Here is a 19,855-nt window from a genome sequence, read left to right as displayed (position 1 = left end):
GTGGCGGTGCTGTGCTGGTACGCCGTGGTTGGCGGGGGCGGGGGCGGGGGCGGGGGCGGGGGCGGCGTGGCCGGGCCGCCGGAAACACCGCGCCCCCGGCGGCACGAGGCCGACCGGGGGCGGTGAACGACGGGTCTCAGATGAGGCCGAGGCCGCGGACGGCGTCGCGCTCCTCCGTCAGCTCCTGCACCGAGGCGTCGATGCGGGCGCGGGAGAACTCGTTGATGTCCAGGCCCTGGACGATCTCGTACTTGCCGTCCTTGCAGGTGACGGGGAAGGAGGAGATGAGGCCCTCCGCCACGCCGTACGAGCCGTCGGACGGGATGCCCATGGAGGTCCAGTCGCCTTCGGCGGTGCCGTTCACCCACGTGTGGACGTGGTCGATCGCGGCGTTCGCGGCGGAGGCGGCGGACGAGGCGCCACGGGCCTCGATGATCGCGGCGCCGCGCTTGGCGACGGTCGGGATGAACTCGTCGGCCAGCCACTTCTCGTCGTTGACGACCTCGGCGGCGCTCTTGCCGGCGATGGTGGCGTGGAAGATGTCCGGGTACTGCGTCGCGGAGTGGTTGCCCCAGATCGTCAGCCGCTTGATGTCGGAGACGGCGGCACCGGTCTTGGCGGCCAGCTGCGAGATCGCGCGGTTGTGGTCGAGGCGGGTCATCGCGGTGAAGCGCTCGGCCGGTACGTCCGGGGCGGCGGCCTGGGCGATGAGGGCGTTGGTGTTGGCCGGGTTGCCGACGACCAGGACCTTGATGTCGTCCGCGGCGTGGTCGTTGATGGCCTTGCCCTGCGGCTTGAAGATGCCGCCGTTGGCCTCCAGCAGGTCGCCGCGCTCCATGCCCTTGGTGCGCGGGCGGGCGCCGACGAGGAGGGCGACGTTGGCGCCGTCGAAGGCGACGTTCGGGTCGTCGGTGATCTCGATGCCGCGCAGCAGCGGGAAGGCGCAGTCGTCGAGCTCCATGGCCGTACCCTCTGCGGCCTTCAGCCCCTGCGGGATCTCCAGGAGACGGAGCTTGACCGGCACGTCCGCGCCGAGCAGGTGACCGGAGGCGATGCGGAAGAGCAGCGCGTAACCGATCTGGCCGGCCGCGCCGGTCACGGTGACATTCACGGGAGTGCGGGTCATGTGCGATCTCCGTAAGACAGCTGGCGGTGGGGGTCCCTGCCCCTGGTGCGGGACGTCTCCGGCGCCGAGGATGCCCGGGGTCGCCGCGCGACTCTCTCGACATGGAGATATCCAGCGGTCAGGCTATCCGACCCGACCCTCCTTCAACCCCCTGCCCCTTGTGTCACAGCTCACCCGAACGGAGGACACCGCGCGGTCACGGGGCGGCCGTGCAGCCCTTCTTGCCGCTCTTCAGGGTGGCGCAGGCGGTGGCTTCGGCGCCGGAGGTGACGGGGACCATCGGGGTGTACGCGTCGTCGTCGGTGCGGACCGTGGCGTCACGGGTGGTGCCGTCGACCGTGACCGTGACCGTGTCTCCGAGGTGGGCTCGGGTGATACGGGCCCAGGCGGCGCCGCAGGTCTTGCTGTAGCGGACCTCGACCCTGGCGGGGGCGACCGTCGCGGAGGTGACCGTCGTGGCGTACCGGCCGCCGCAGCCCATGGTCTCCGGGTCCCGGCCGGCGCAGTCGGCGCCGAAGCACTCGACGCCCGCGGGGAGTTGCGGCGGGGCGCTCGGGCTGGGGGACGTCGGGGGTGTGGTGGCGGGGGTGGTGGTGGGGGTGATGGCGGGGGTGGTGCCGCTACCGGAGGTGGCGGCGCGGTCGCCTCGGTCGCCGCCAAGGTCGGTGAGGAGGACGGCCGCGGCGACGAGGAGGAGGGCGCCCACGGCGCCGGCGAGGAATGTGACGACCGTGCGCCGGGTCTGACCCGGGGTAGGGCCCGGGACGCGGGCGGGGGTACGGGCCGGGGCGGCGGCGGGTGGCGGATGGTGGGGGATCGGGTGACCGGCCGGGGCAGGGTCCGTACCGGCGGCGGCGCCCGGGTCGCTCAGGTCCGCGCGAGCCTGGGAGATGCGGATGGCCTCCGCGGTCCGGCCCTGGCGCGTCTCGGCGCGGCTCCAGGCCCGCTCGGCCAGCTCCCACATGGTGGTCAGATGGACCGGGTTCGTCCCGGTCACCTCGGCCAGCGCCAGGATCGCCCCCTTGGGCGCCGGCAGCCGCCCGTTCAGACAACGCTCCCACGACGTCTTGCTGTAGCCCGTACGGTCCGCGACCGCGGCGATGCTCAGCCCGCTGCGGTCCACCAGCCTGCGCAACTGGCCCGCGAACTCCCGGACCTGCGGATCGAGCTCCTCCGGTAACGCCTTCCAACGCGGCATCGTTCCCCCTCGTCCCCCCGTGGTGCCTGCTCCCGCAACTTGAGATGCGCGAAGCCAGGATGGCAGTTCCGGCGGCCCGTTTCGCAGTCGTGGCCCAGTGCCCACAGAGTTCCGGAATAGTCACCTCCGTGCCACAGGGACAGGACATCTCTTGATCGAAATTGGCGCGTCCATGACGCTGTTCGTGCGGGACGGCGCCCGTCCTGTCCCGGGGGAGGGGATGGGCGCCATCGCTCGCCGCGTACGGATGCGAGAGCTGCAACCGACCGACGGCACGGGAGGGCGGGCCGCCCTCCCGCAGGGGAGGAGGGCGCCCCCGCTCCGTGCGCCGCAGCCGCCACCGCCACCGCAGCCGCAGCCGCAGCCGCTACCGCACGGTGAAGCGGACGGCTTCCTTCAGGAACGGGATCTCCAGCCATGGATTCGGCTGGGTCATGAGGGCGAACAGCACTATGCCCCCGCCGAGCACGCCATACGTGATCATGTCGGTGAACCGGGAACGTACGGCCAGCATCCCGACCGACGGCAGGGTGCGCCGCAGCCCGGCGCCCGTCAGCAGCGCGGCGCCGATCAGGAGTGCGCCGACGCGGGGCGCGTGCCGGAACAGGTCGGTCCCGATGACGAGAAGCCCGAGCGCGGTGAGTCCGAGCACGCTGAGCAGCGGCCACTGCCGGGCGGGCGCGGGCGCGTCGCCGGGCGCGGCCCTGCCGCCGCCTTCGGGTCGGGCGGTGCCCTGTGTGACCGCGGTCGCCCGCTGTCGCGTCGCCACGGAGGCAGGGCCGGGATCGGCATCCGGGTCGGGCTCGGGGGCCTGGTCCGCGGCCTGTTCCGGCGCCACCGCCGACTCCTCCCCGGGCGCCTCCGACTCGTCCGGCCCCGGCTCCTGCTCCCTGTCCTGGCGGCCGTCCACGGCGACGGCCCGGACCACGGCCTCGGCCGCCGCGTCCACGGCACCGGACCGCGCGCCGTCACCGTTCCCGGCGTCGTTCCCGGCGTCGTTCCCGGCGTCGTTCCCGGCGTCGTTCCCGGCGTCGTTCCCGGCGTCGTTCCCGGCGCCGTCCCGGCCGGCCCCGCTCGCGGCGCCGGACCCGCCGGCGCCGGCGTGGTCCGCAGCGGAATCGCCGGTGCCGGTGCCTGCCGCGCCACCCCCGCCCGCGCCGCTCTCCGCGTCGTCGGTCTCCGCCGCGTCACTCGCCGTCTCGGGGCTGTCGGAGTCCGCTGTGCGGGGGGTTCCGTCGTTCGCCCGTACGCCCATGGGGTGGCCCTCTCCGGCTCAGTTCGCGGTGTCGGCCGCGGCGCGCTCGGCCGCCTCGACGACGTTGACGAGCAGCTGGGCGCGGGTCATCGGGCCCACGCCGCCCGGGTTCGGGGCGACCCAGCCGGCCACCTCCCGTACACCCGGGTGCACATCGCCCAGGATCTTGCCGCTCTCGTCGCGGCTCACGCCGACGTCCAGAACGGCGGCGCCCGGCTTGATGTCCTCCGGCTTGATCAGGTGCGGTACGCCCGCGGCGGCCACCACGATGTCGGCCTGCCGCAGCTGCGCGGCCAGGTCCCGCGTACCCGTGTGGCACTGCGTGACGGTGGCGTTCTCGGAGCGCCGCGTCAGCAGCAGCGGCATCGGCCGCCCGATGGTGACGCCGCGCCCGACGACCACCACATGTGCCCCGGCGATCTCCACACCGTGCCGCCGCAGCAGCGTCACGATGCCCGCCGGCGTGCAGGGCAGCGGCGCGGGCTCGTTCAGCACCAGCCGACCCAGGTTCATCGGGTGCAGCCCGTCCGCGTCCTTGGCCGGGTCCATCAGCTCCAGGACCCGGTTCGTGTCGACGCCCTTGGGGAGCGGCAGCTGCACGATGTACCCGGTACAGGCCGGGTCCTCGTTCAGCTCGCGGACGACCGCCTCGATCTCCTCCTGCGTCGCCGTTCCCGGCAACTCCCGCTGGATCGACGCGATACCAACCTGGGCGCAGTCACGGTGCTTCCCCGCCACGTATTTCTGGCTGCCGACGTCATCGCCGACCAGCACCGTTCCGAGCCCCGGCGTGATGCCCCTGGCCTTGAGGTCCGCCACCCGGGCGGTCAGATCGGACTTGATCGCTGCGGCGGTGGCCTTGCCGTCGAGAATCTGGGCGCTCATGTGCCCATCCTCGCGGATGACCCCCGTCCTCTTCCAATTCCGGTCCGCCAGCACGGGTGGCGAGGTTGCATGTGCACAACAGTCTCACATTCCGACTGGACAAAAAGGTGATCTTAATACCACGATGACCGCTGCAATGCCGCGGGCAGTGCCGGGGGGACAATGCGGCGCGTACATGTGCAAACAGTTCCTCCGCGCGGGCCGCGCGTCCCCGCACAAGCACAACCCACGGAGGAATACGCCATGAGTTTCGGCGACCCGAACAACCCCTACGGCCAGCAGCCGCAGCAGCCCGCCCAGCCCGGCTACGGCTACCCGCAGGCCCCGCCGGTCCAGCCCTACGGCCCCGGCGGCGGCTACCCGGGCGCCCCGCTCGAGATGCCGGGCGGCGTCAAGGCGGCGCGCGTGATGCTCTTCGTCATCGGCGGCCTCCAGGTCATCGGCGTCATCATCGGCGCGATGATCGCCCTCGGCGTCGCCGCCGCCAAGGACGACCCGACGCTGAAGGACGACATCCAGTTCCAGCAGTTCGCCGACATGTCAGTCGGCGTGATCTGGTTCGTCACCCTGCTCATCCTCGCGTGGGGCGTGTTCGCCGTCGTCCTCGGCGCCAAGTTCGGCAGCGGCGGCAACGGCATCCGTATCACCGCGCTGGTGTTCGGCATCATCACCGCCGTCCTGGGTGTCTACCCGTTCGTCCTCGTCGGCCTGGCCCACACGGTGCTGGCCATCCTGGTCGCCGTCTTCGTCGGCAAGTCCGACGGCGCGGCCTGGTTCTCGCGCCCGCGCCACTGAGCCCTGTGCGCTGCACGCGGCCGGAAGAAGGCCGTGACCCCCATGCGGTACCCGCGGGGTGGTCACGGCCTTCGCCGTTTCCGCTCAGCGGCCCTCGGCACGGACCCCGGCCGACAGCGCCTCCGCCAGCTGCCGGGCGGTCCCCGGCGCGCAGCGCCCCAACTCGACCAGCGGGTACGGCGGGTCCGCCGCGAGCGATACGCAGTCCAACCCCAGCGACGGGAGGGTGACCCCCACCTCGGTCAGCGCGGCACGCAGCTCGTCGCACGCCTGTTCCGCCTCCCTGATCCGCTCGGCCGACGCCATGCGTTCAGCGATTCCCATGCGCATTGCCCCTTTCCGGGCCCGGTTCGTGGTTCCACCTCCCAGCATCGGCGCGTAGCGATACGTTCACCAGGGGTAGCGACTTTCGACGCGGCGAGCGAAAACCGGGGAACACTTATGCCCGCACCCAAAGAACTCGATCCCACGCGGTCCCTTTCGGCGCTCTTCGGCGCGAAGCTGCGAAAGCTCCGTGTGAACGCGGGCCTGACGCAGAAGAAGCTGGGCCAGAAGATCCCGATCGCACACAGCATGATCGCCAGGTTCGAACTGGGCACGGAAACCCCGACGCAGCAGGTCGTGGAGAAGCTGGACCGCCTGCTTGGCGCGGACGGGGAGCTGGTGGACCTGTGGATGCATGTCGTACGGACGCCGATTCCCGACTGGGCCAGGAAGTACGTGCGCTTGGAAGCGGACTCGCACAAGATCCAGAAGTATGTGTCCCATACGGTCCCGGGCATGCTCCAGACCCCGGCGTACGTAAGGGAGTTGCTGACCGTCGCCGTCCCCACCGTGGGGGACCAACTTGAAGACATGCTGACGGCACGACTCGCTCGCCAGAAGTTGCTGTACCGAGAAGACGCCCCAGTGCTGTGGGTCGTCCTCGACGAGGCGGTACTGCGGCGGTCGATCGGCGGACCGGCCGTGATGCGGGAGCAGCTTGGCCATCTGCTGTCTGTGTCAGAAGCGTTGGCCAAAGTTACGCTTCAGGTGCTCCCCTACGACCGGGGCGCGCACCCGGTCCTGGGCGGCTCGCTCACCGTGCTGTCGTTCCTGGACCGACCGGGCGTGGCGTACCTGGAGAACTCACACTCGGGAGAGCTGGTCGAACACGCTGGGCGCGTCTCCGAATACGACCTAGCATTCGACCATTTGCTGGCTCAGGCGCTGTCGCCCGAGGCGTCGGCCCGTCTGATCCGAACCGTGATGGAGGAGAGCTACCGTGACCCACGTCTCCCGAGCCGAGCTCAACGCCGCCGCTTGGCGCAAGTCCAGCTACAGCAACACACAAGGCGGGGACTGCGTCGAGGTCGCTGACGGCTTCACCGGTCTCGTGCCGGTGCGCGACAGCAAGAACCCCCACCGCCCCGCCCTCGTCGTCACCGGCGAGGCATGGAGCGCCTTCATCGGCTCCCTGAGGTAACCCCGTCCCCGCTCGGGCGCAACTCCGCGCCCGAGCCGGTGTCGACGCAGTGGCGTGCGCGGGTCTCCGCCAGGACGAGGCACGCACGTGTTCCGGCCGGTCCACCGCCCAGCATGGGGGTGGAGAGGTAGCCCTCGGCGTCGTACTTGTCCTTGATTTCGATCCGCTGTGTGCGGCCGTCGGGTGCGCTGATCTCCAGGCGGTCGCCCACGTGGCCGAACCACATCCGCGCCCATGTGGCGTCGCACGCGTCGCTGTGGCGGATGGAGACCATGCGGCCGCCCGGAGCGTGGTGTTCCACGATGGTGCGCGGTCCGGCGGCGGAGGTGCCGCAGGCCTGCGGCTGGGAGTGCAGGCCCTCGCAGGCGGCTCCGGTGCAGCCGGTCGCCACGGGGGCCGAAGAGGGGCCGGACGGGTCGGCGAGGCGTATACCCAGGACGACGGCCGCCACCGCCGCCAGGGCGCCGACGGCCACGACGGCGGTCGTGCGGCGGTGGTCGCGGGGCGCGGGCGGTGCGGGCTCCTGGGGCCGGGGCGGCGGCGGTTCGGCGGGCGCGTGCCGACGGGCGGCGTCGGCCATGTCCCACAGGGCGACGAGGCGGCCGGGCGGCTCCCCCGCCAGTACGCACAGCTCGCGGACGAGTTCCCGCGGCGGGGGCAGCGCGCCGCTCAGATAGCGCTGCCACGACGACTTGCTGGCCGTCGTACGGGCGGCCAGCGCGGCGATACTCAGCCCCGAACGCTCCTTCAGCGCGCGCAGTTCGCGGGCCAGGAGCCGGCGCTCGGGCGGCAGGGTCCCGCTCACCGGCGCAGGACCTCCCAGGTGTGCTCGCCGACGATGCCGTCCACGACGAGCCCGGCATCGTCCTGGAGCCGCTTCACGGCCTTCTCCGTCGCCTGGCCGAACGCGCCGTCCACACCGCCGACCGGGTAGCCGTGGCGCTCCAGCAGGCACTGGGCCTCCACCACGTCCCAGCTGGTGGTGATCTGCTGGAGCACGGCGTCCCTGGTGTCGCTGTGCCCGGCGTGGAGGCGGCCTTCCTCGCGGCGGACGTCGCAGTCGTAGGTGCGCCCGGGCACGAAGACATACGGGGACGGGGCTACCCCGCCCTTCGGCCGCGCCGTGTCGGCGGACAGCCGAACCCCGACGGCGAGGACGGCCAGGAGCGACAGCGCCCCTGCGCACATGGCGTAGAGGCTCCGGCCCGACGGCATCCGTCGACGGGACGGCGGGGGCGCGGCGGCGCCCGCCTGATCCCCCTCAGCCTCAGCCTCCGTATCCGCACCTGTATCCGCCGCGTCCGGGCCCGCGTCCTGGCCCGCTTCGGCGTCGATACCGCCGCCGTTCCGGGCTTCGGCCGCCAGGAGTTGGAGCGCCAGGAGCGGGTCCGGGTCGGCGCGGCACAGTCCGGCCAGTTCCCGTACCGCCTCGGGCGGCGGGAGCTGTTTACCGTTCAGATAGCGCTCCCAGGACGACTTGCTGAAGCTCGTACGCGACGCGAGCGCCGCCAGCCCCAGGCCGCTGTGGTCCTTGAGCGCCCGGAGCCGGCCGATGAGTCTCCGCTCGTGCGGGTCCAGTCGGGCGGGCAGTGGCTTCCACGGCGTCATGTGTCCCCCCGCGCACGTCGCACCGCTCCGGATGGTCGGCCCGGAGCCCCGTCCCAGCCTACCCAGGCGACCCGCCCGATCTCGTCCCGTCGTCCCATTCCGCAGGTCAGAAGCGTGATCGGTCCAGATCGGTCGCGGCCCGGTGCGCGGCCGGGCCGCCCTGTGACCGAATGATGTCGCGGCGGAACCCCGGCCGCGAACCGATCAACCACCAGGCAGAAGGAGCACCATGCGCAAGTCCCTGATGGGCGTTGTCTCGACGACGGCGGCCCTCGGTGTCGGATTCCTCGGGCTCGCGGCGCCGGCGGCCCAGGCGGCCCCCGGGAAGGGGGTCGCGAGCTGCGTCAAGTCGAGGGCGTTCTACCAGCCCTCCGACGTGCAGGTCCTCGTGCGCAACACCTGCAAGGGCACAGTCAAGGTCAAGGTCAGGATGAAGCTGGGCAAGGACAGCCCGTGCGTCGCGATCAAGCCCGGCAAGAAGTACTGGCACAGGGCAGGCGGGCTCGCCGCGTACAACAAGACGGTGAAGTGCTGACACTCCGCCGGACAGGGACCGTGCGCGGCCGGGCCGGGGCGTTCGCCGCCCCGGCCGGCCCACCCGGGGGGTGTGCGCGTGGCCTTCGACCGCGTGAGGGGGCCGCCGGCGTCGGCCGGCGGCCCCCTCAGGGCATCAGTGCGTCACCGGGGCATGCGCCCGCGATCAGTGGAAGAAGTGGCGCGTACCGGTGAAGTACATCGTCACGCCCGCCTTCTTCGCCGCCTCCACGACCAGCTCGTCACGGACCGAGCCACCCGGCTGGACCACTGCCTTCACACCGGCCGCGGTGAGGATCTCCAGGCCGTCCGGGAACGGGAAGAACGCGTCGGAGGCGGCGTACGCGCCGCGCGCCCGCTCCTCCCCGGCCCGCTCGACCGCGAGCTTCGCGGAGTCGACGCGGTTGACCTGGCCCATGCCGACGCCGACGCTGGCGCCGTCCTTGGCGAGCAGGATCGCGTTCGATTTGACCGCGCGGCACGCCTTCCAGGCGAAGGCCAGCTCGGCCAGCTCGGTCTCCGACAGGGCCTCGCCCGTCGCGAGCGTCCAGGTGGCCGGGTCGTCGCCGTCGGCCTGGAGGCGGTCGGTGACCTGGAGCAGCGCGCCGCCGTCGATGGGCTTCAGCTCGACGGCCGAGGACGGGGCGTCGAGGCAGCGCAGCACGCGGATGTTCTTCTTGCGGGCCAGGACCTCGACCGCGCCGTCCTCGTAGCCGGGGGCGACGATGACCTCGGTGAAGATCTCCGCGACCTGCTCGGCCATCGCGACGGACACCGGGCGGTTCACGGCGATCACACCGCCGAACGCCGACAGCGGGTCGCAGGCATGCGCCTTGCGGTGCGCCTCGGCGACGTCCGCGCCGACCGCGATGCCGCACGGGTTGGCGTGCTTGATGATCGCGACGCACGGCTCGGTGTGGTCGTACGCGGCGCGGCGCGCGGCCTCGGTGTCCGTGAAGTTGTTGAAGGACATCTCCTTGCCGTGCAGCTGCTCCGCCTCGGCCAGGCCGCCCCGCCCGTCGACGTACAGCGCGGCGTCCTGGTGCGGGTTCTCGCCGTACCGCAGGACGTTCTTACGGGCGTACGTGGCGCCCATGAAGTCCGGGAAGCGCGACTCGTCGGCGGGGGCGTAGGAGGACGCGAACCAGGAGGCCACGGCCACGTCGTACGCGGCGGTGTGCTGGAACGCCTCGGCGGCCAGGCGCTTGCGGGCGGCCAGATCGAAGCCGCCCGCCCGTACGGCGGCGAGGACGTCGCCGTACCGGGCCGGGGACGTCACCACGGCGACGGACGGGTGGTTCTTCGCGGCGGCGCGGACCATCGACGGGCCACCGATGTCGATCTGCTCGACGCACTCGTCCGGGCCCGCGCCGGACGCGACGGTCGCCTCGAAGGGGTACAGGTTCACGACGACCAGATCGAAGGGCTCCACGCCCAGCTCGGCGAGCTGCTCGCGGTGCGCCTCCAGGCGCAGGTCGGCGAGGATTCCGGCGTGCACGCGCGGGTGCAGTGTCTTGACCCGGCCGTCCAGGCACTCGGGGAAGCCGGTCAGCTCCTCGACCTTGGTGACCGGGACACCGGTGGCGGCGATCTTCGCGGCCGTGGAGCCCGTGGAGACCAGCTCGACGCCCGCCTCGTGCAGCCCGCGGGCCAGCTCCTCCAGCCCCGTCTTGTCGTAGACACTGATCAACGCGCGACGGATGGGCTTATTCACCGACATGAACCTTTCGTCCCTCAATGCGGTAGCCGTGCCGGGCCAGACGCCCCACGACATCGACGAGCAGCGTGCGCTCGACTTCCTTGATGCGCTCATGGAGAGCGGCTTCGTCGTCCGTGTCCCGCACCTCGACCACGCCCTGGGCGATGATCGGGCCGGTGTCGACGCCGTCGTCGACGAAGTGGACGGTGCATCCGGTGACCTTCGCGCCGTACGCGAGCGCGTCCCGCACTCCGTGGGCACCGGGAAAACTGGGCAGCAGGGCCGGGTGCGTGTTCACGGTCCGCCCGCCGAAGCGCGCCAGGAACTCCTTCCCGACGATCTTCATGAAGCCCGCCGAGACGACGAGGTCGGGCTCGTACGCGGCCGTGGCCTCGGCCAGCGCGCGGTCCCACTCGTCACGCGTCGCGTAGTCCTTCACCCGCCGCACGAACGTGGGCACCCCGGCGCGCTCGGCGCGTTCCAGGCCGGCGATGCCGGTCCGGTCGGCGCCCACGGCGACGATCCGGACGTCGGCGCCGTACCCGTGCGGGTCGGCCGCGATGGCGTCGAGCAGCGCTTGCAGGTTCGTCCCGGACCCGGAGACCAGGACGACGAGGCGGGCGGGGGCGGCGGCAGCCACGGGGACTCTTTTCGCGTGGTGGTGACGGCGGTGCGGGTGGCGCGGGGGCCGGTACGGCTTTGTATGGTCGTACAAACGCGTCGTGGTCCCGGATACGGGGAACTCTACGAACGAGCCGACCGTCAGCAACGATACCGGCACACCGCCCCTCCCCCACGGGACGGGGGCGTGGCCGGGCGGTAGCGTCTGGGGCAGAGCCGTCCTCGACGAGACGGACGACGGACGGACACGACAACAGGGGAAGACGTTCACCACATGCCGGACCGAGGCCGCCGCACGGCCATCCACCTCCTGCCGCGGGACCGCCGGTCCACCGACGACAGCAATCCGTTCGCGCCCCCGCCGGAGGGCCGGCCGGACCAGCCCTGGCAGCCGCGACGCCCGGACGACGACAACGACGGCGGTGGCGGTTCGGGAGGCGACGACGGGAACGGCGAGGGCGGCCGCGAGGACCGGCCCTCGTGGGGCAGCCGCTGGAGCCCGCGCCAGCCGGGGCGGTCCTCCGACGGCTTCGGCGGCGGTGGCTCCGGCGGCAACGGCACGCAGCAGGGCGAGCCGCCCCGGCCCGGCAAGCAGGAGGGCCCGCAGCTGCGCTGGGACCCGACGGACCCGACGCAGCGCCGCGCCCGGTACGCGCTGCTCGCGGGCATGTGGGGCTTCTTCTTCGCGGTCTTCGACTTCCCGGAGCTGGCACTGCTGCTGGGCGCGCTCGCCCTGTACTGGGGCATCAGCTCGCTGCGCGCCGGCGGCGGCGCCGCTGGGCGGGCCGCCGCCGCGGAGGACCCGGCCCCGTCGAACGCCGCCGGCGCGGCGGCCAAGTCCCAGCGGACGGCGGCCGTGAGCGGCCTGATCACGGCGTCGCTGGCGCTGTTGATCGTCGCGGCGACGTTCACGGTCCAGCTGGTTTACCGCGACTTCTACACCTGCGTGGACGACGCCCTGACGAAGGACGGTCAGCTGTCCTGCAACGAACTGCTGCCGGACCCGCTGGAGGACTGGATCGGGGTCAAGGAGTAGGGGACGGGCCGTTCGGCGGGGCCGGAGGGCTCGCGGGGGGCGGAGGGCTCGCGGGGGTCGGAGGGCTCGCGGGGGGCGGAGGGCCGCTCGGGGCCGACGGGCCGCCGGTGTCCTGGTGGCCGCCGGTGTCCTGCTGGCTGCCGGTGTCCTGCTGGCTGCCGGAGGACGGTGGTTCCGCGGGAGAGAGAGCCGGGGGTTCTTCTCGCCCGTGCTCCTCTTCCGGCGGCGGGACGTCCGCCATCAGGCCGCCCGACACCTCCCTGAGCGCCGCCCACCTCGCCTCCCGGGCGGACGGCTCCTCCCAGTCGGCCGGCAGGAAACCGTAGGGCTCGGACTCCGGGTCGGCGTCGTCGTCGTGGCCCGGCGCCTCCGCGTCGTACGGCACCCCGGGCGCCGGTGCGGGCACCACGCCCCGGCGCCACCGGAGCCGGGCACGCAGACCGCGAGCGCGCACGGGTGCGTCGCCCGGCTCCCCGTCACCCGGCTCCCCGTCACCGGGCGGCGCGCACGGCTCCGCCCGCCCGGCGCCCTCCAGGGCGTCAGGGGCCGCCGGCGCCGGGCCCGGTCCGTCGTCCCGGTGCCGGAGCAGCCAGGCGCGTAGGCCACGGGGGCGCCCGGCCGGTGCGTCGTCCGGGGTCTCCGGGGCGGACCGGCCGCGCAGCCGCCAGGCGCGCACCCCGAGGGCCGTCGGTACGGCCAGCAGCGCCGTCCACATCAGGGCCGCCGCGCCCACCTGCCACCACAGCGGGCCGAACCGGGCCAGCCGCCCCGCGCCGAGCGGGCCGCCCGCGGCCGCCGCCAGGGCCGCCGCCGACGACGCGTACAGCAGGGCCGCCAGCAGGGCGGTGAGCGCCGTCTCGCGGGCCGTCCACGCCTCCTCACGGCGGGCCGGCGGGGGTGCCGCCTCCCCCGCCGTGCGCCACGCCACCACCAGGGCGGCCACCACCGGGAGCGCGACCGTCGACCAGGTCGGCCAGCCGCCCCGGGGGTCGGCCGGGAGGGCCGCGAGGAGCGGGAAGTCCGGTACCGCGGGGGTCCCTGTCACCCCGAGCGGGGTCACCGCAGCACCCGTGCCGAGGGCGAAGCCGGCGCCGAGGCCGTATGCCGCGCCCCACACCGCCGCGTTCGGCAGCAGCGCCAGCGCCAGCACCAGTACGGCGCCCCGGCCCGCCCAGTCGCCCGACAGGCCGAGCAGCGAGTCGCGGGCGGCGCCCGAATGCCACACCAGCGCACCCGCCACCAGCAGCGCGCCGCCCGCCAGCAGCACCACCAGCGCGCCGCCCGCCGCCCGCGCGGCCACGAGCGTCCGCGAACGTGCCGGGGCGCGCCGCAGCCGTCCCGGCAGCCACGCCGGCAACGGGCCCAGGGGCCACCCGTGCGCGCTCCACGCCCCGGCCGCCGCCGCCAGCAGCACGACGGGCGGCACATGCAGCGCCGCGCTCACCGGATCGGCCGCGAGCGGCCCGTCCGTCGCGTACACGACGGCGCCCGCGGCGACCACCAGGCACCCTGCCGTCACCGCGCACATCGCCCCGCGCACAGAGACCCTCGGACGGGTGCCGCCGGGCTCCAGGACGTCGCGGGAGGTGCGGTAGGTCAGCCAGACGGGCAGCGCGGCCAGGAGCAGGGGCACGAGGCCCACGGGCGCGGGAGTGCCCGACAGCGTGTCGGGGCGCACCAGCTCCGCGCCGTGCGCCAGCAGCCACAGGCCCGCAGCGACGCGCAGGGCGCCGCCCGGGCCGCTGTCCGGGTAGGGGGAGCTGATCCACGCCAGGATCACGAGGACCGCGAGAGTGCCGAGGCCCAGCCCGGCCGCGGTCAGACCGCGTACGAACGCCACGGCCACGGCGGCCGAGGGGCTGCCGCCGTACACGACGGCGGCGGCGGCCCGGTGGTCGGTCTCGGGGGACGTCTCGGGGGACGTCTCGGGGGAGGTCCCGGAGGCTGTCGCGGGGGAGGTCCCGGGTGCGGAAGCGGTCACGGAAGCATGCTGCCAATGACACGCACTGCAGTCGCGTAACAGGCGGATACCCGCTGTGTCGCTCAATATACGGTTATGTACTTGTCCGCTACGCGGTGTGTTCGCGGAGGCTTGCCATGACGCAGGGCACGATGAGCGAGGCGCGGGCCACGGCCACCGGACCGCCGGAGGGGGCCGTACGGGAAGGCGCCGTACCGGAGGGCGCCCTCCACACCGCCTTGGCCACACCCACCGAGGCGTTCGACGCGCTGTACGTGTACGCGGCGCCCGCACTCGTACAGCAGGCGTACGCCCTCAGCGGGCGGCGCCGACTGGCGCGGGAGGCCGTCGAGCACGCCTTCCACCTGGCCTGGGACCGGTGGCCGGAGGTCGCGGTCGACCGGGACCCGGCGGGATGGGTGCGGGCGGCGACGTACGAGTACGCGCTGTCCCCGTGGCACCGGCTGCGGCCCGCCCACCGGCACCCGGACCCGCCGTCCGGTCCCGAGGGTCCGACGCGGGCGCTGCGGGAGGCGCTGCTGGAGCTGCCGGCCCCGTACCGGCGGACGCTGCTGCTCTTCGACGGACTCGGCATGGGCCTGCCGGAGGTGGCGGCCGAGACGGAGGCGAGTACGCCCGCGGCCGGACACCGGCTGCTCCACGCGCGCGCGGCGCTGGCCGAGCGGGTGCCCGAGCTGGCTGAGCCCGAGCCCCTGCGGGAGCGGCTCCGGGAACTGCTGACTGAGGGCGCCGCGACCGAGCCGGCGACGCCCCGCACCGTCCGGGCCGGTGGTGAGCGGCGCGTCCGGCTGTGGACGCGCGGGAGCATCGCCCTGAGCGCCCTCATCGTCGCCGCGATCGCCTTCAGCCTGGCCACGGCGCCGACCAGCTACGAGCCCCCGCTGGCCCCCGGCGAGGCCGTCGCCGACGTCCCGGTCCTGAGCGGCCCCCAGAAACTCACCCCCGAGGCGAAGAGACTCCGGGCCCGCCTCACGGCCGAACCCGTGACCGGCCCACCCCGCCTGACCCCGGACGCCCACTGACCCATCCGCCGCCGCGGGTCCGCTCGCCCTCGGGGGCGCGACGGGACGGCCTGCCCGGCCACGCAGGCGCTGGTGCCGGGAACGCGGACGGGCCCGCGCCCGGGGTTCCGGGGGCGGGCCCATCCGTGCGGTGGGAGCCTGAGGTCAGGCGGTGCGGGCCTCGAGGATCTCGCGGGCCAGCTTGGCCGTCTCGGTCGGCGTCTTGCCGACCTTGACACCGGCGGCCTCAAGGGCCTCCTTCTTCGCCTGCGCCGTACCGGACGAGCCGGAGACGATGGCGCCGGCGTGGCCCATGGTCTTGCCCTCCGGCGCGGTGAAGCCCGCGACGTAGCCGACGACCGGCTTGGTGACGTTGGCCTTGACGAAGTCGGCCGCACGCTCCTCCGCGTCACCACCGATCTCACCGATCATGACGATCAGCTCGGTCTCGGGGTCGGCCTCGAAGGCCGCGAGCGCGTCGATGTGCGTGGTGCCGATGACCGGGTCGCCACCGATGCCGACGGCCGACGAGAAGCCGATGTCGCGCAGCTCGTACATCATCTGGTACGTCAGCGTGCCGGACTTCGAGACCAGGCCGATGCGGCCCGGCTTCGTGATGTCGCCCGGGATGATGCCGGCGTTGGACTGACCCGGCGTGATCAGGCCGGGGCAGTTCGGGCCGATGATGCGGGTCTTGTTGCCCTTGGCCTTCGCGTACGCCCAGAACGCGGCGGAGTCGTGCACCGCGATGCCCTCGGTGATGACGACGGCCAGCGGGATCTCGGCGTCGATGGCCTCGACGACCGCCGCCTTCGCGAAGGCCGGCGGCACGAAGAGGACGGACACGTCGGCGCCCGTCTTCTCCATCGCCTCGGCGACCGAGCCGAAGACCGGTACCTCGGTGCCGTCGAAGTCGACGGACGTGCCCGCCTTGCGCGGGTTCACGCCACCGACGATGTTGGTGCCGTCACCGAGCATGAGCTTGGTGTGCTTCATGCCCGTGGCGCCGGTCATGCCCTGGACGATGACCTTGCTGTCCTTGGTGAGGAAGATAGCCATGGTGTGTCTGTGACCTCGTCCCTTTTACTTCGCAGCCGCGAGCTCGGCGGCCTTGTCGGCCGCGCCGTCCATGGTGTCCACACGCTGTACGAGCGGGTGGTTGGCGTCGGACAGGATCTTGCGACCCAGCTCCGCGTTGTTGCCGTCGAGGCGCACGACCAGCGGCTTGGTGACATTCTCGCCCCGCGAGGCGAGCAGCTCCAGGGCCTGGACGATGCCGTTGGCGACCTCGTCGCACGCGGTGATTCCACCGAACACGTTGACGAAGACGGACTTGACGTCCGAGTCGCCGAGGATGATCTCAAGGCCGTTCGCCATGACCTCGGCGGAGGCGCCACCGCCGATGTCGAGGAAGTTGGCGGGCTTCACACCGCCGTGCGCCTCACCGGCGTACGCGACGACGTCGAGGGTCGACATGACCAGACCCGCGCCGTTGCCGATGATGCCGACCTCGCCGTCGAGCTTGACGTAGTTGAGGCCCTTGGCCTTGGCGGCAGCCTCGAGCGGGTTGGCTGCGGCCTTGTCCTCGAGCTCCTCGTGGCCCGGCTGGCGGAAGTCCGCGTTGGCGTCCAGGGACACCTTGCCGTCGAGGGCCAGGACGTCACCGGAGGCGACCTTGGCGAGCGGGTTGACCTCGACCAGGAGGGCGTCCTCCGCGACGAAGGTCTTCCACAGGGTCACCATGACCTCGGCGACCTGCTCCGCGACCTCGGCCGGGAACTTCGCCTGGGCGACGATCTCACGGGCCTTCTCGATCGTGACGCCCTCGTTGGCGTTGACCGGGACCTTCGCGAGGGCCTCGGGCTTGGTGGCCGCGACCTCCTCGATGTCCATGCCGCCCTCGACCGACGCCATGGCCAGGAAGGTGCGGTTCGTACGGTCGAGGAGGTACGAGACGTAGTACTCCTCGAGGATCTCCGGAGCGGTCTCGGCGATCATCACCTTGTGGACCGTGTGGCCCTTGATGTCCATGCCGAGGATCTGCTGGGCCTTCTCGACCGCGTCCTGCGGGTCGGAGGCCAGCTTGACGCCGCCGGCCTTGCCGCGGCCGCCGACCTTGACCTGCGCCTTGACGACCGAACGGCCGCCCAGACGCTCGGTCGCCTCGCGCGCCGCCTCAGGCGTGTCGATGACTTCACCGGCCAGCACCGGTACACCGTGCTTGGCGAAGAGGTCCCTCGCCTGGTACTCGAACAGGTCCACGCGCGTCCGTCCCTTTTCTGGTGATCGCGGTTCGTTGTCTGCGTGGGCGTGCCGCGCGCCCGTCATGCGGGCCGAGGGCAACGTGACTGCGCTGTCACAAGGGAGGCGTACACGGTGTCCGTGGACGCGGCATGTCCGTCCGGCAGGTTATCGCCGTGGGACCGGGGTCCCTAAATCGCAGATCACACCCGAGCGGTGATACCTGTCACAGACAAGAACCTCGAACGGGCGGCCCCCCTGACTGTGAGGCCGCCCGTCGCTACGGATTTCGTGGCAGATCAGACGCCGTAGGTGAGGTAGTCCGGGGTGATGGCCGTCACGGCCTGCTGGGCGCCCGCGACGGCGTTGCCGGTGAGCGGCTGGGCGTCGCTCATCGTGTCGGCGGTCATGTCGTGGGCGAAGGGCGCGGCGTAGGTGGCGACGCCGTCCGCGAAGCCGGTGGTGCTGGTGGTGACGCCCGTGGCGACCGGCTCGACCTGGTCGGCGACGGACTCGGCGAGCGGGTGGACGGCGCCGACGACGGTGTCGGCGAGCGGCTGGACGGAGCCCGCGACACCCCCGGCGAACGGCTGGACCTCCGACACGACACCGGTCGCCAGCGGCTGCACGCCGGTCGCGACGCCGGTCACCGTGTCGCCCGCGAGGTGGGCCGTGTCCTGGACGGTCTGGCCGGCGAACGGCGTCAGCGCGTCGACGGCACGGGCCGCCACGGGCGGCAGGACGTCGGCGGCCAGGCCGTCGACGACGGGCTCCGAGTACGCGTACACGTCGTCGGCGGTGGGCGTCCGCTGCTCCAGCTCGGCGGCGAAGGCCGCGAGCGGGCCGAACAGGTAGTCGATCTGCGTCTCGGCATCCGGGACGGTCGGTGTCTCGACGGTCGGGACACTCGGCACACCGACGGTCGGGACGCCCGGGGCGTCGACGGTCGGGGCGCCGAGGGTCGGGGCGCCCGGCAGCTGAGCGTCCGGCAGCTGGGCATCCGGCAGCTGGGCGTCCGGAGTCTGGAGGGCGGGCGCCTGGACGCCGGGGGCCTGCACGGCCGGGACGTCGGGCGCCTGGACGGCCGGGATGCCCGGGGTGTACACGGTGACGCCCTGGATGTCGGCGTCGGCGGCCGGTGAGCCGGGGGTCAGGTCGACGGAGACGTCGAGGACGACCTCGTCACCGGTCCCGACCACCTGGTCGGGGGTGGACAGGGGGACGGAGACGGGCAGCTCGTCCGCACTGGCGGCGGCGGTGCCCAGCGCCCACATACCGGTGGCCGTGGCGGCTACGGCTATGGAGCGGCGGATGTTCTTGTTCATGGGTATGTCGGTCCTTCGAACTCAGGCGTGTGGTGTCGGCGGGCAGACCTGTCCCGCCCCCGCGCGGCAGGTCCTGGAGCGGGGGGAAGGACTGCCCTAGCCGGGGAATTCGAGGACGTCGTGAGGCCGGTCGTGGAGCGGCGCGGCCGTCGCCGGAAGGGCGGCGCCGTGTACGGGGCCGCCGGGCGCGGTGGTGCGGTCGGCCACCGCGTGCTGGTCGCCGACGCCGCGCGGCGAGCCGCTGTCGCCCGCCGCCTGGAGGGCCGCACCGCCGCAGGGCAGACGGCCGGGCGCCGCCGGGCCGTCGGGCGTGGCGCCGGAGAAACGCGCGGTGTGGGCCGCGCGGGAGTCGGCTGCCGCGGCTGCGGGGGTGGTGGTGTGGGGCGCGCCGGCTGTGGCGGGTGCGCCGGTGGCGATGTCGCCGGAGGTGACTGCCCGGGCGGCGCCCTGCGGGTCGGCCTCGGCGGGCCGGGGCGCGGTGTCCTGCGACCGCGCGGCCGCGTCGGATGGGGCCGTGGGGGACGGTGCCCCGGCCTCGGACGGCAGAGGCAGGGCGAGCGCCGGGGCGGCCGGCTCGGCGAGGCCGGTGACCGCTTCGGAGACCGCGGTGGTGACGTCCCGTACGGCTTCGCCCGCGTCCCTCGTCACGGCTCCCGGCCCGGCCGGCGTGTCCACGGCCTCGCGGACCGCGTCGGCGTCGTCCCGGAGCGCGTCGGTGCCGTCCCGGGACACGTCGGCGTCCTGGACGGCCACGGCGTCACGCACCGGCGCCGACTCGGCCGCCTGGGCGTCACCCGCGAAGAGAACGCCCAGCGCCAGCAGCCCGCCGAGGAACAGCACGACCGCCGGGCCACGCCTGGCGGCCGCTCGGCGCAACCCGCGCGGAGCGGCGACTGGCGCAACAGCTGCTGCGGCGGTCACGGCGTTCGGAACCCTCCTGGACGGCACCCGTGTGCGGGGAACGCGGAACTGCTACGTCCGCGTAACGTCGCGCTGATGCTTGCACGATCCTCCCCCGTTCACGCAAGTCCCCTGTTCCTGATAGCCCGCCATGTCCGGTATGGACAAGGTCCCCTCGGCGGCGT

At 73.2% G+C, this 19,855-nt stretch carries 20 protein-coding genes; 6 read left to right on the top strand and 14 right to left on the bottom strand.

What is annotated here, in order from left to right:
* Positions 1-136 precede the first annotated feature (136 nt).
* From FVS66_RS33415 to FVS66_RS33400, 4 genes are all read right to left on the bottom strand, one after another.
* Positions 137-1,126 (bottom strand): malate dehydrogenase, encoded by a 990-nt coding sequence (locus FVS66_RS33415; RefSeq protein ID WP_149184988.1) that lies wholly within the window; start codon positions 1,124-1,126, stop codon positions 137-139.
* Between the two features lie 196 nt (positions 1,127-1,322).
* A complete protein-coding gene (locus tag FVS66_RS33410) occupies positions 1,323-2,324 on the bottom strand; it encodes an XRE family transcriptional regulator (protein ID WP_149184987.1) in 1,002 nt (333 codons plus the stop codon).
* A 367-nt stretch (positions 2,325-2,691) separates the two neighbouring features.
* Positions 2,692-3,579: a DUF3017 domain-containing protein gene (locus FVS66_RS36420; RefSeq protein WP_262387347.1), complete on the bottom strand. Its 888-nt coding sequence runs from the start codon at positions 3,577-3,579 to the stop codon at positions 2,692-2,694.
* Between the two features lie 18 nt (positions 3,580-3,597).
* Positions 3,598-4,464: a bifunctional methylenetetrahydrofolate dehydrogenase/methenyltetrahydrofolate cyclohydrolase gene (locus tag FVS66_RS33400; protein WP_149184986.1), complete on the bottom strand. Its 867-nt coding sequence runs from the start codon at positions 4,462-4,464 to the stop codon at positions 3,598-3,600.
* 243 nt (positions 4,465-4,707) lie between these two features.
* Here FVS66_RS33400 and FVS66_RS33395 point away from each other — a divergent pair, with 243 nt between their 5' ends.
* On the top strand, positions 4,708-5,259 hold the full coding sequence (locus FVS66_RS33395; RefSeq protein ID WP_149184985.1) for a hypothetical protein: 552 nt from the start codon (positions 4,708-4,710) through the stop codon (positions 5,257-5,259).
* Positions 5,260-5,343: 84 nt separating this feature from the next.
* On the opposite strand, the gene FVS66_RS33390 is transcribed toward FVS66_RS33395, so the two are convergent.
* Positions 5,344-5,583: a hypothetical protein gene (locus FVS66_RS33390; protein ID WP_149184984.1), complete on the bottom strand. Its 240-nt coding sequence runs from the start codon at positions 5,581-5,583 to the stop codon at positions 5,344-5,346.
* Between the two features lie 117 nt (positions 5,584-5,700).
* Between FVS66_RS33390 and FVS66_RS33385 the strand changes: the two genes are divergently transcribed.
* Both FVS66_RS33385 and FVS66_RS33380 read left to right on the top strand, forming a co-directional pair.
* Entirely contained in the window at positions 5,701-6,618 is a 918-nt protein-coding gene (locus tag FVS66_RS33385) for a helix-turn-helix transcriptional regulator (protein WP_149184983.1), read from the top strand.
* A complete protein-coding gene (locus FVS66_RS33380; protein WP_149184982.1) occupies positions 6,524-6,724 on the top strand; it encodes a DUF397 domain-containing protein in 201 nt (66 codons plus the stop codon). Before FVS66_RS33385 ends, FVS66_RS33380 begins: the two co-directional genes overlap by 95 nt.
* Here the strand turns inward: FVS66_RS33380 and FVS66_RS33375 are convergent.
* A complete protein-coding gene (locus FVS66_RS33375; RefSeq protein ID WP_149184981.1) occupies positions 6,705-7,529 on the bottom strand; it encodes an XRE family transcriptional regulator in 825 nt (274 codons plus the stop codon). The genes FVS66_RS33380 and FVS66_RS33375 overlap by 20 nt on opposite strands.
* On the bottom strand, positions 7,526-8,332 hold the full coding sequence (locus tag FVS66_RS33370) for a peptidoglycan-binding protein (RefSeq protein WP_149184980.1): 807 nt from the start codon (positions 8,330-8,332) through the stop codon (positions 7,526-7,528). Before FVS66_RS33370 ends, FVS66_RS33375 begins: the two co-directional genes overlap by 4 nt.
* Positions 8,333-8,561: 229 nt before the next feature.
* Here FVS66_RS33370 and FVS66_RS33365 point away from each other — a divergent pair, with 229 nt between their 5' ends.
* On the top strand, positions 8,562-8,867 hold the full coding sequence (locus tag FVS66_RS33365; protein WP_149184979.1) for a hypothetical protein: 306 nt from the start codon (positions 8,562-8,564) through the stop codon (positions 8,865-8,867).
* A 165-nt stretch (positions 8,868-9,032) separates the two neighbouring features.
* On the opposite strand, the gene purH is transcribed toward FVS66_RS33365, so the two are convergent.
* On the bottom strand, positions 9,033-10,586 hold the full coding sequence (gene purH, locus FVS66_RS33360; RefSeq protein ID WP_149184978.1) for a bifunctional phosphoribosylaminoimidazolecarboxamide formyltransferase/IMP cyclohydrolase: 1,554 nt from the start codon (positions 10,584-10,586) through the stop codon (positions 9,033-9,035).
* Positions 10,573-11,205 (bottom strand): phosphoribosylglycinamide formyltransferase, encoded by a 633-nt coding sequence (gene purN / locus FVS66_RS33355; protein WP_149184977.1) that lies wholly within the window; start codon positions 11,203-11,205, stop codon positions 10,573-10,575. Before purN ends, purH begins: the two co-directional genes overlap by 14 nt.
* 255 nt (positions 11,206-11,460) lie before the next feature.
* Between purN and FVS66_RS33350 the strand changes: the two genes are divergently transcribed.
* Positions 11,461-12,222, top strand: a complete 762-nt coding sequence (locus FVS66_RS33350) for a hypothetical protein (protein ID WP_149184976.1) — start codon at positions 11,461-11,463, stop codon at positions 12,220-12,222.
* On the opposite strand, the gene FVS66_RS33345 is transcribed toward FVS66_RS33350, so the two are convergent.
* Positions 12,212-14,203 carry a DUF6350 family protein gene (locus FVS66_RS33345; protein WP_187645813.1) on the bottom strand — a complete coding sequence of 664 codons (1,992 nt, stop codon included), beginning with the start codon at positions 14,201-14,203 and terminating at the stop codon, positions 12,212-12,214. The two genes, FVS66_RS33350 and FVS66_RS33345, sit on opposite strands and share 11 nt — an antisense overlap.
* A gap of 116 nt (positions 14,204-14,319) precedes the next feature.
* Between FVS66_RS33345 and FVS66_RS33340 the strand changes: the two genes are divergently transcribed.
* Complete coding sequence (locus FVS66_RS33340; protein ID WP_149184975.1) at positions 14,320-15,225, top strand: sigma factor-like helix-turn-helix DNA-binding protein; 906 nt, start codon at positions 14,320-14,322, stop codon at positions 15,223-15,225.
* Between the two features lie 144 nt (positions 15,226-15,369).
* Here FVS66_RS33340 and sucD read toward each other — a convergent pair whose 3' ends face one another.
* The 4 genes from sucD to FVS66_RS33320 all read right to left on the bottom strand — a co-directional run bounded on the left by sucD (position 15,370) and on the right by FVS66_RS33320 (position 19,691).
* Positions 15,370-16,263 (bottom strand): succinate--CoA ligase subunit alpha, encoded by an 894-nt coding sequence (sucD, locus tag FVS66_RS33335; RefSeq protein WP_149184974.1) that lies wholly within the window; start codon positions 16,261-16,263, stop codon positions 15,370-15,372.
* Between the two features lie 24 nt (positions 16,264-16,287).
* The gene (gene sucC / locus FVS66_RS33330) at positions 16,288-17,466 is read right to left on the bottom strand and encodes an ADP-forming succinate--CoA ligase subunit beta (RefSeq protein WP_149184973.1); all 1,179 of its coding nucleotides are present in this window, start codon (positions 17,464-17,466) and stop codon (positions 16,288-16,290) included.
* Between the two features lie 278 nt (positions 17,467-17,744).
* Positions 17,745-18,770, bottom strand: a complete 1,026-nt coding sequence (locus FVS66_RS33325; protein WP_149184972.1) for a hypothetical protein — start codon at positions 18,768-18,770, stop codon at positions 17,745-17,747.
* A gap of 96 nt (positions 18,771-18,866) precedes the next feature.
* Positions 18,867-19,691, bottom strand: a complete 825-nt coding sequence (locus FVS66_RS33320; protein ID WP_149184971.1) for a hypothetical protein — start codon at positions 19,689-19,691, stop codon at positions 18,867-18,869.
* Positions 19,692-19,855 lie beyond the last annotated feature (164 nt).

It is taken from the genome of Streptomyces sp. TRM49041, from assembly GCF_008271805.1.
Classification (GTDB): domain Bacteria; phylum Actinomycetota; class Actinomycetes; order Streptomycetales; family Streptomycetaceae; genus Streptomyces.
Note: the sequence above shows the minus strand (reverse complement) of the source record. Positions and strands in the feature narration are given on the sequence as shown.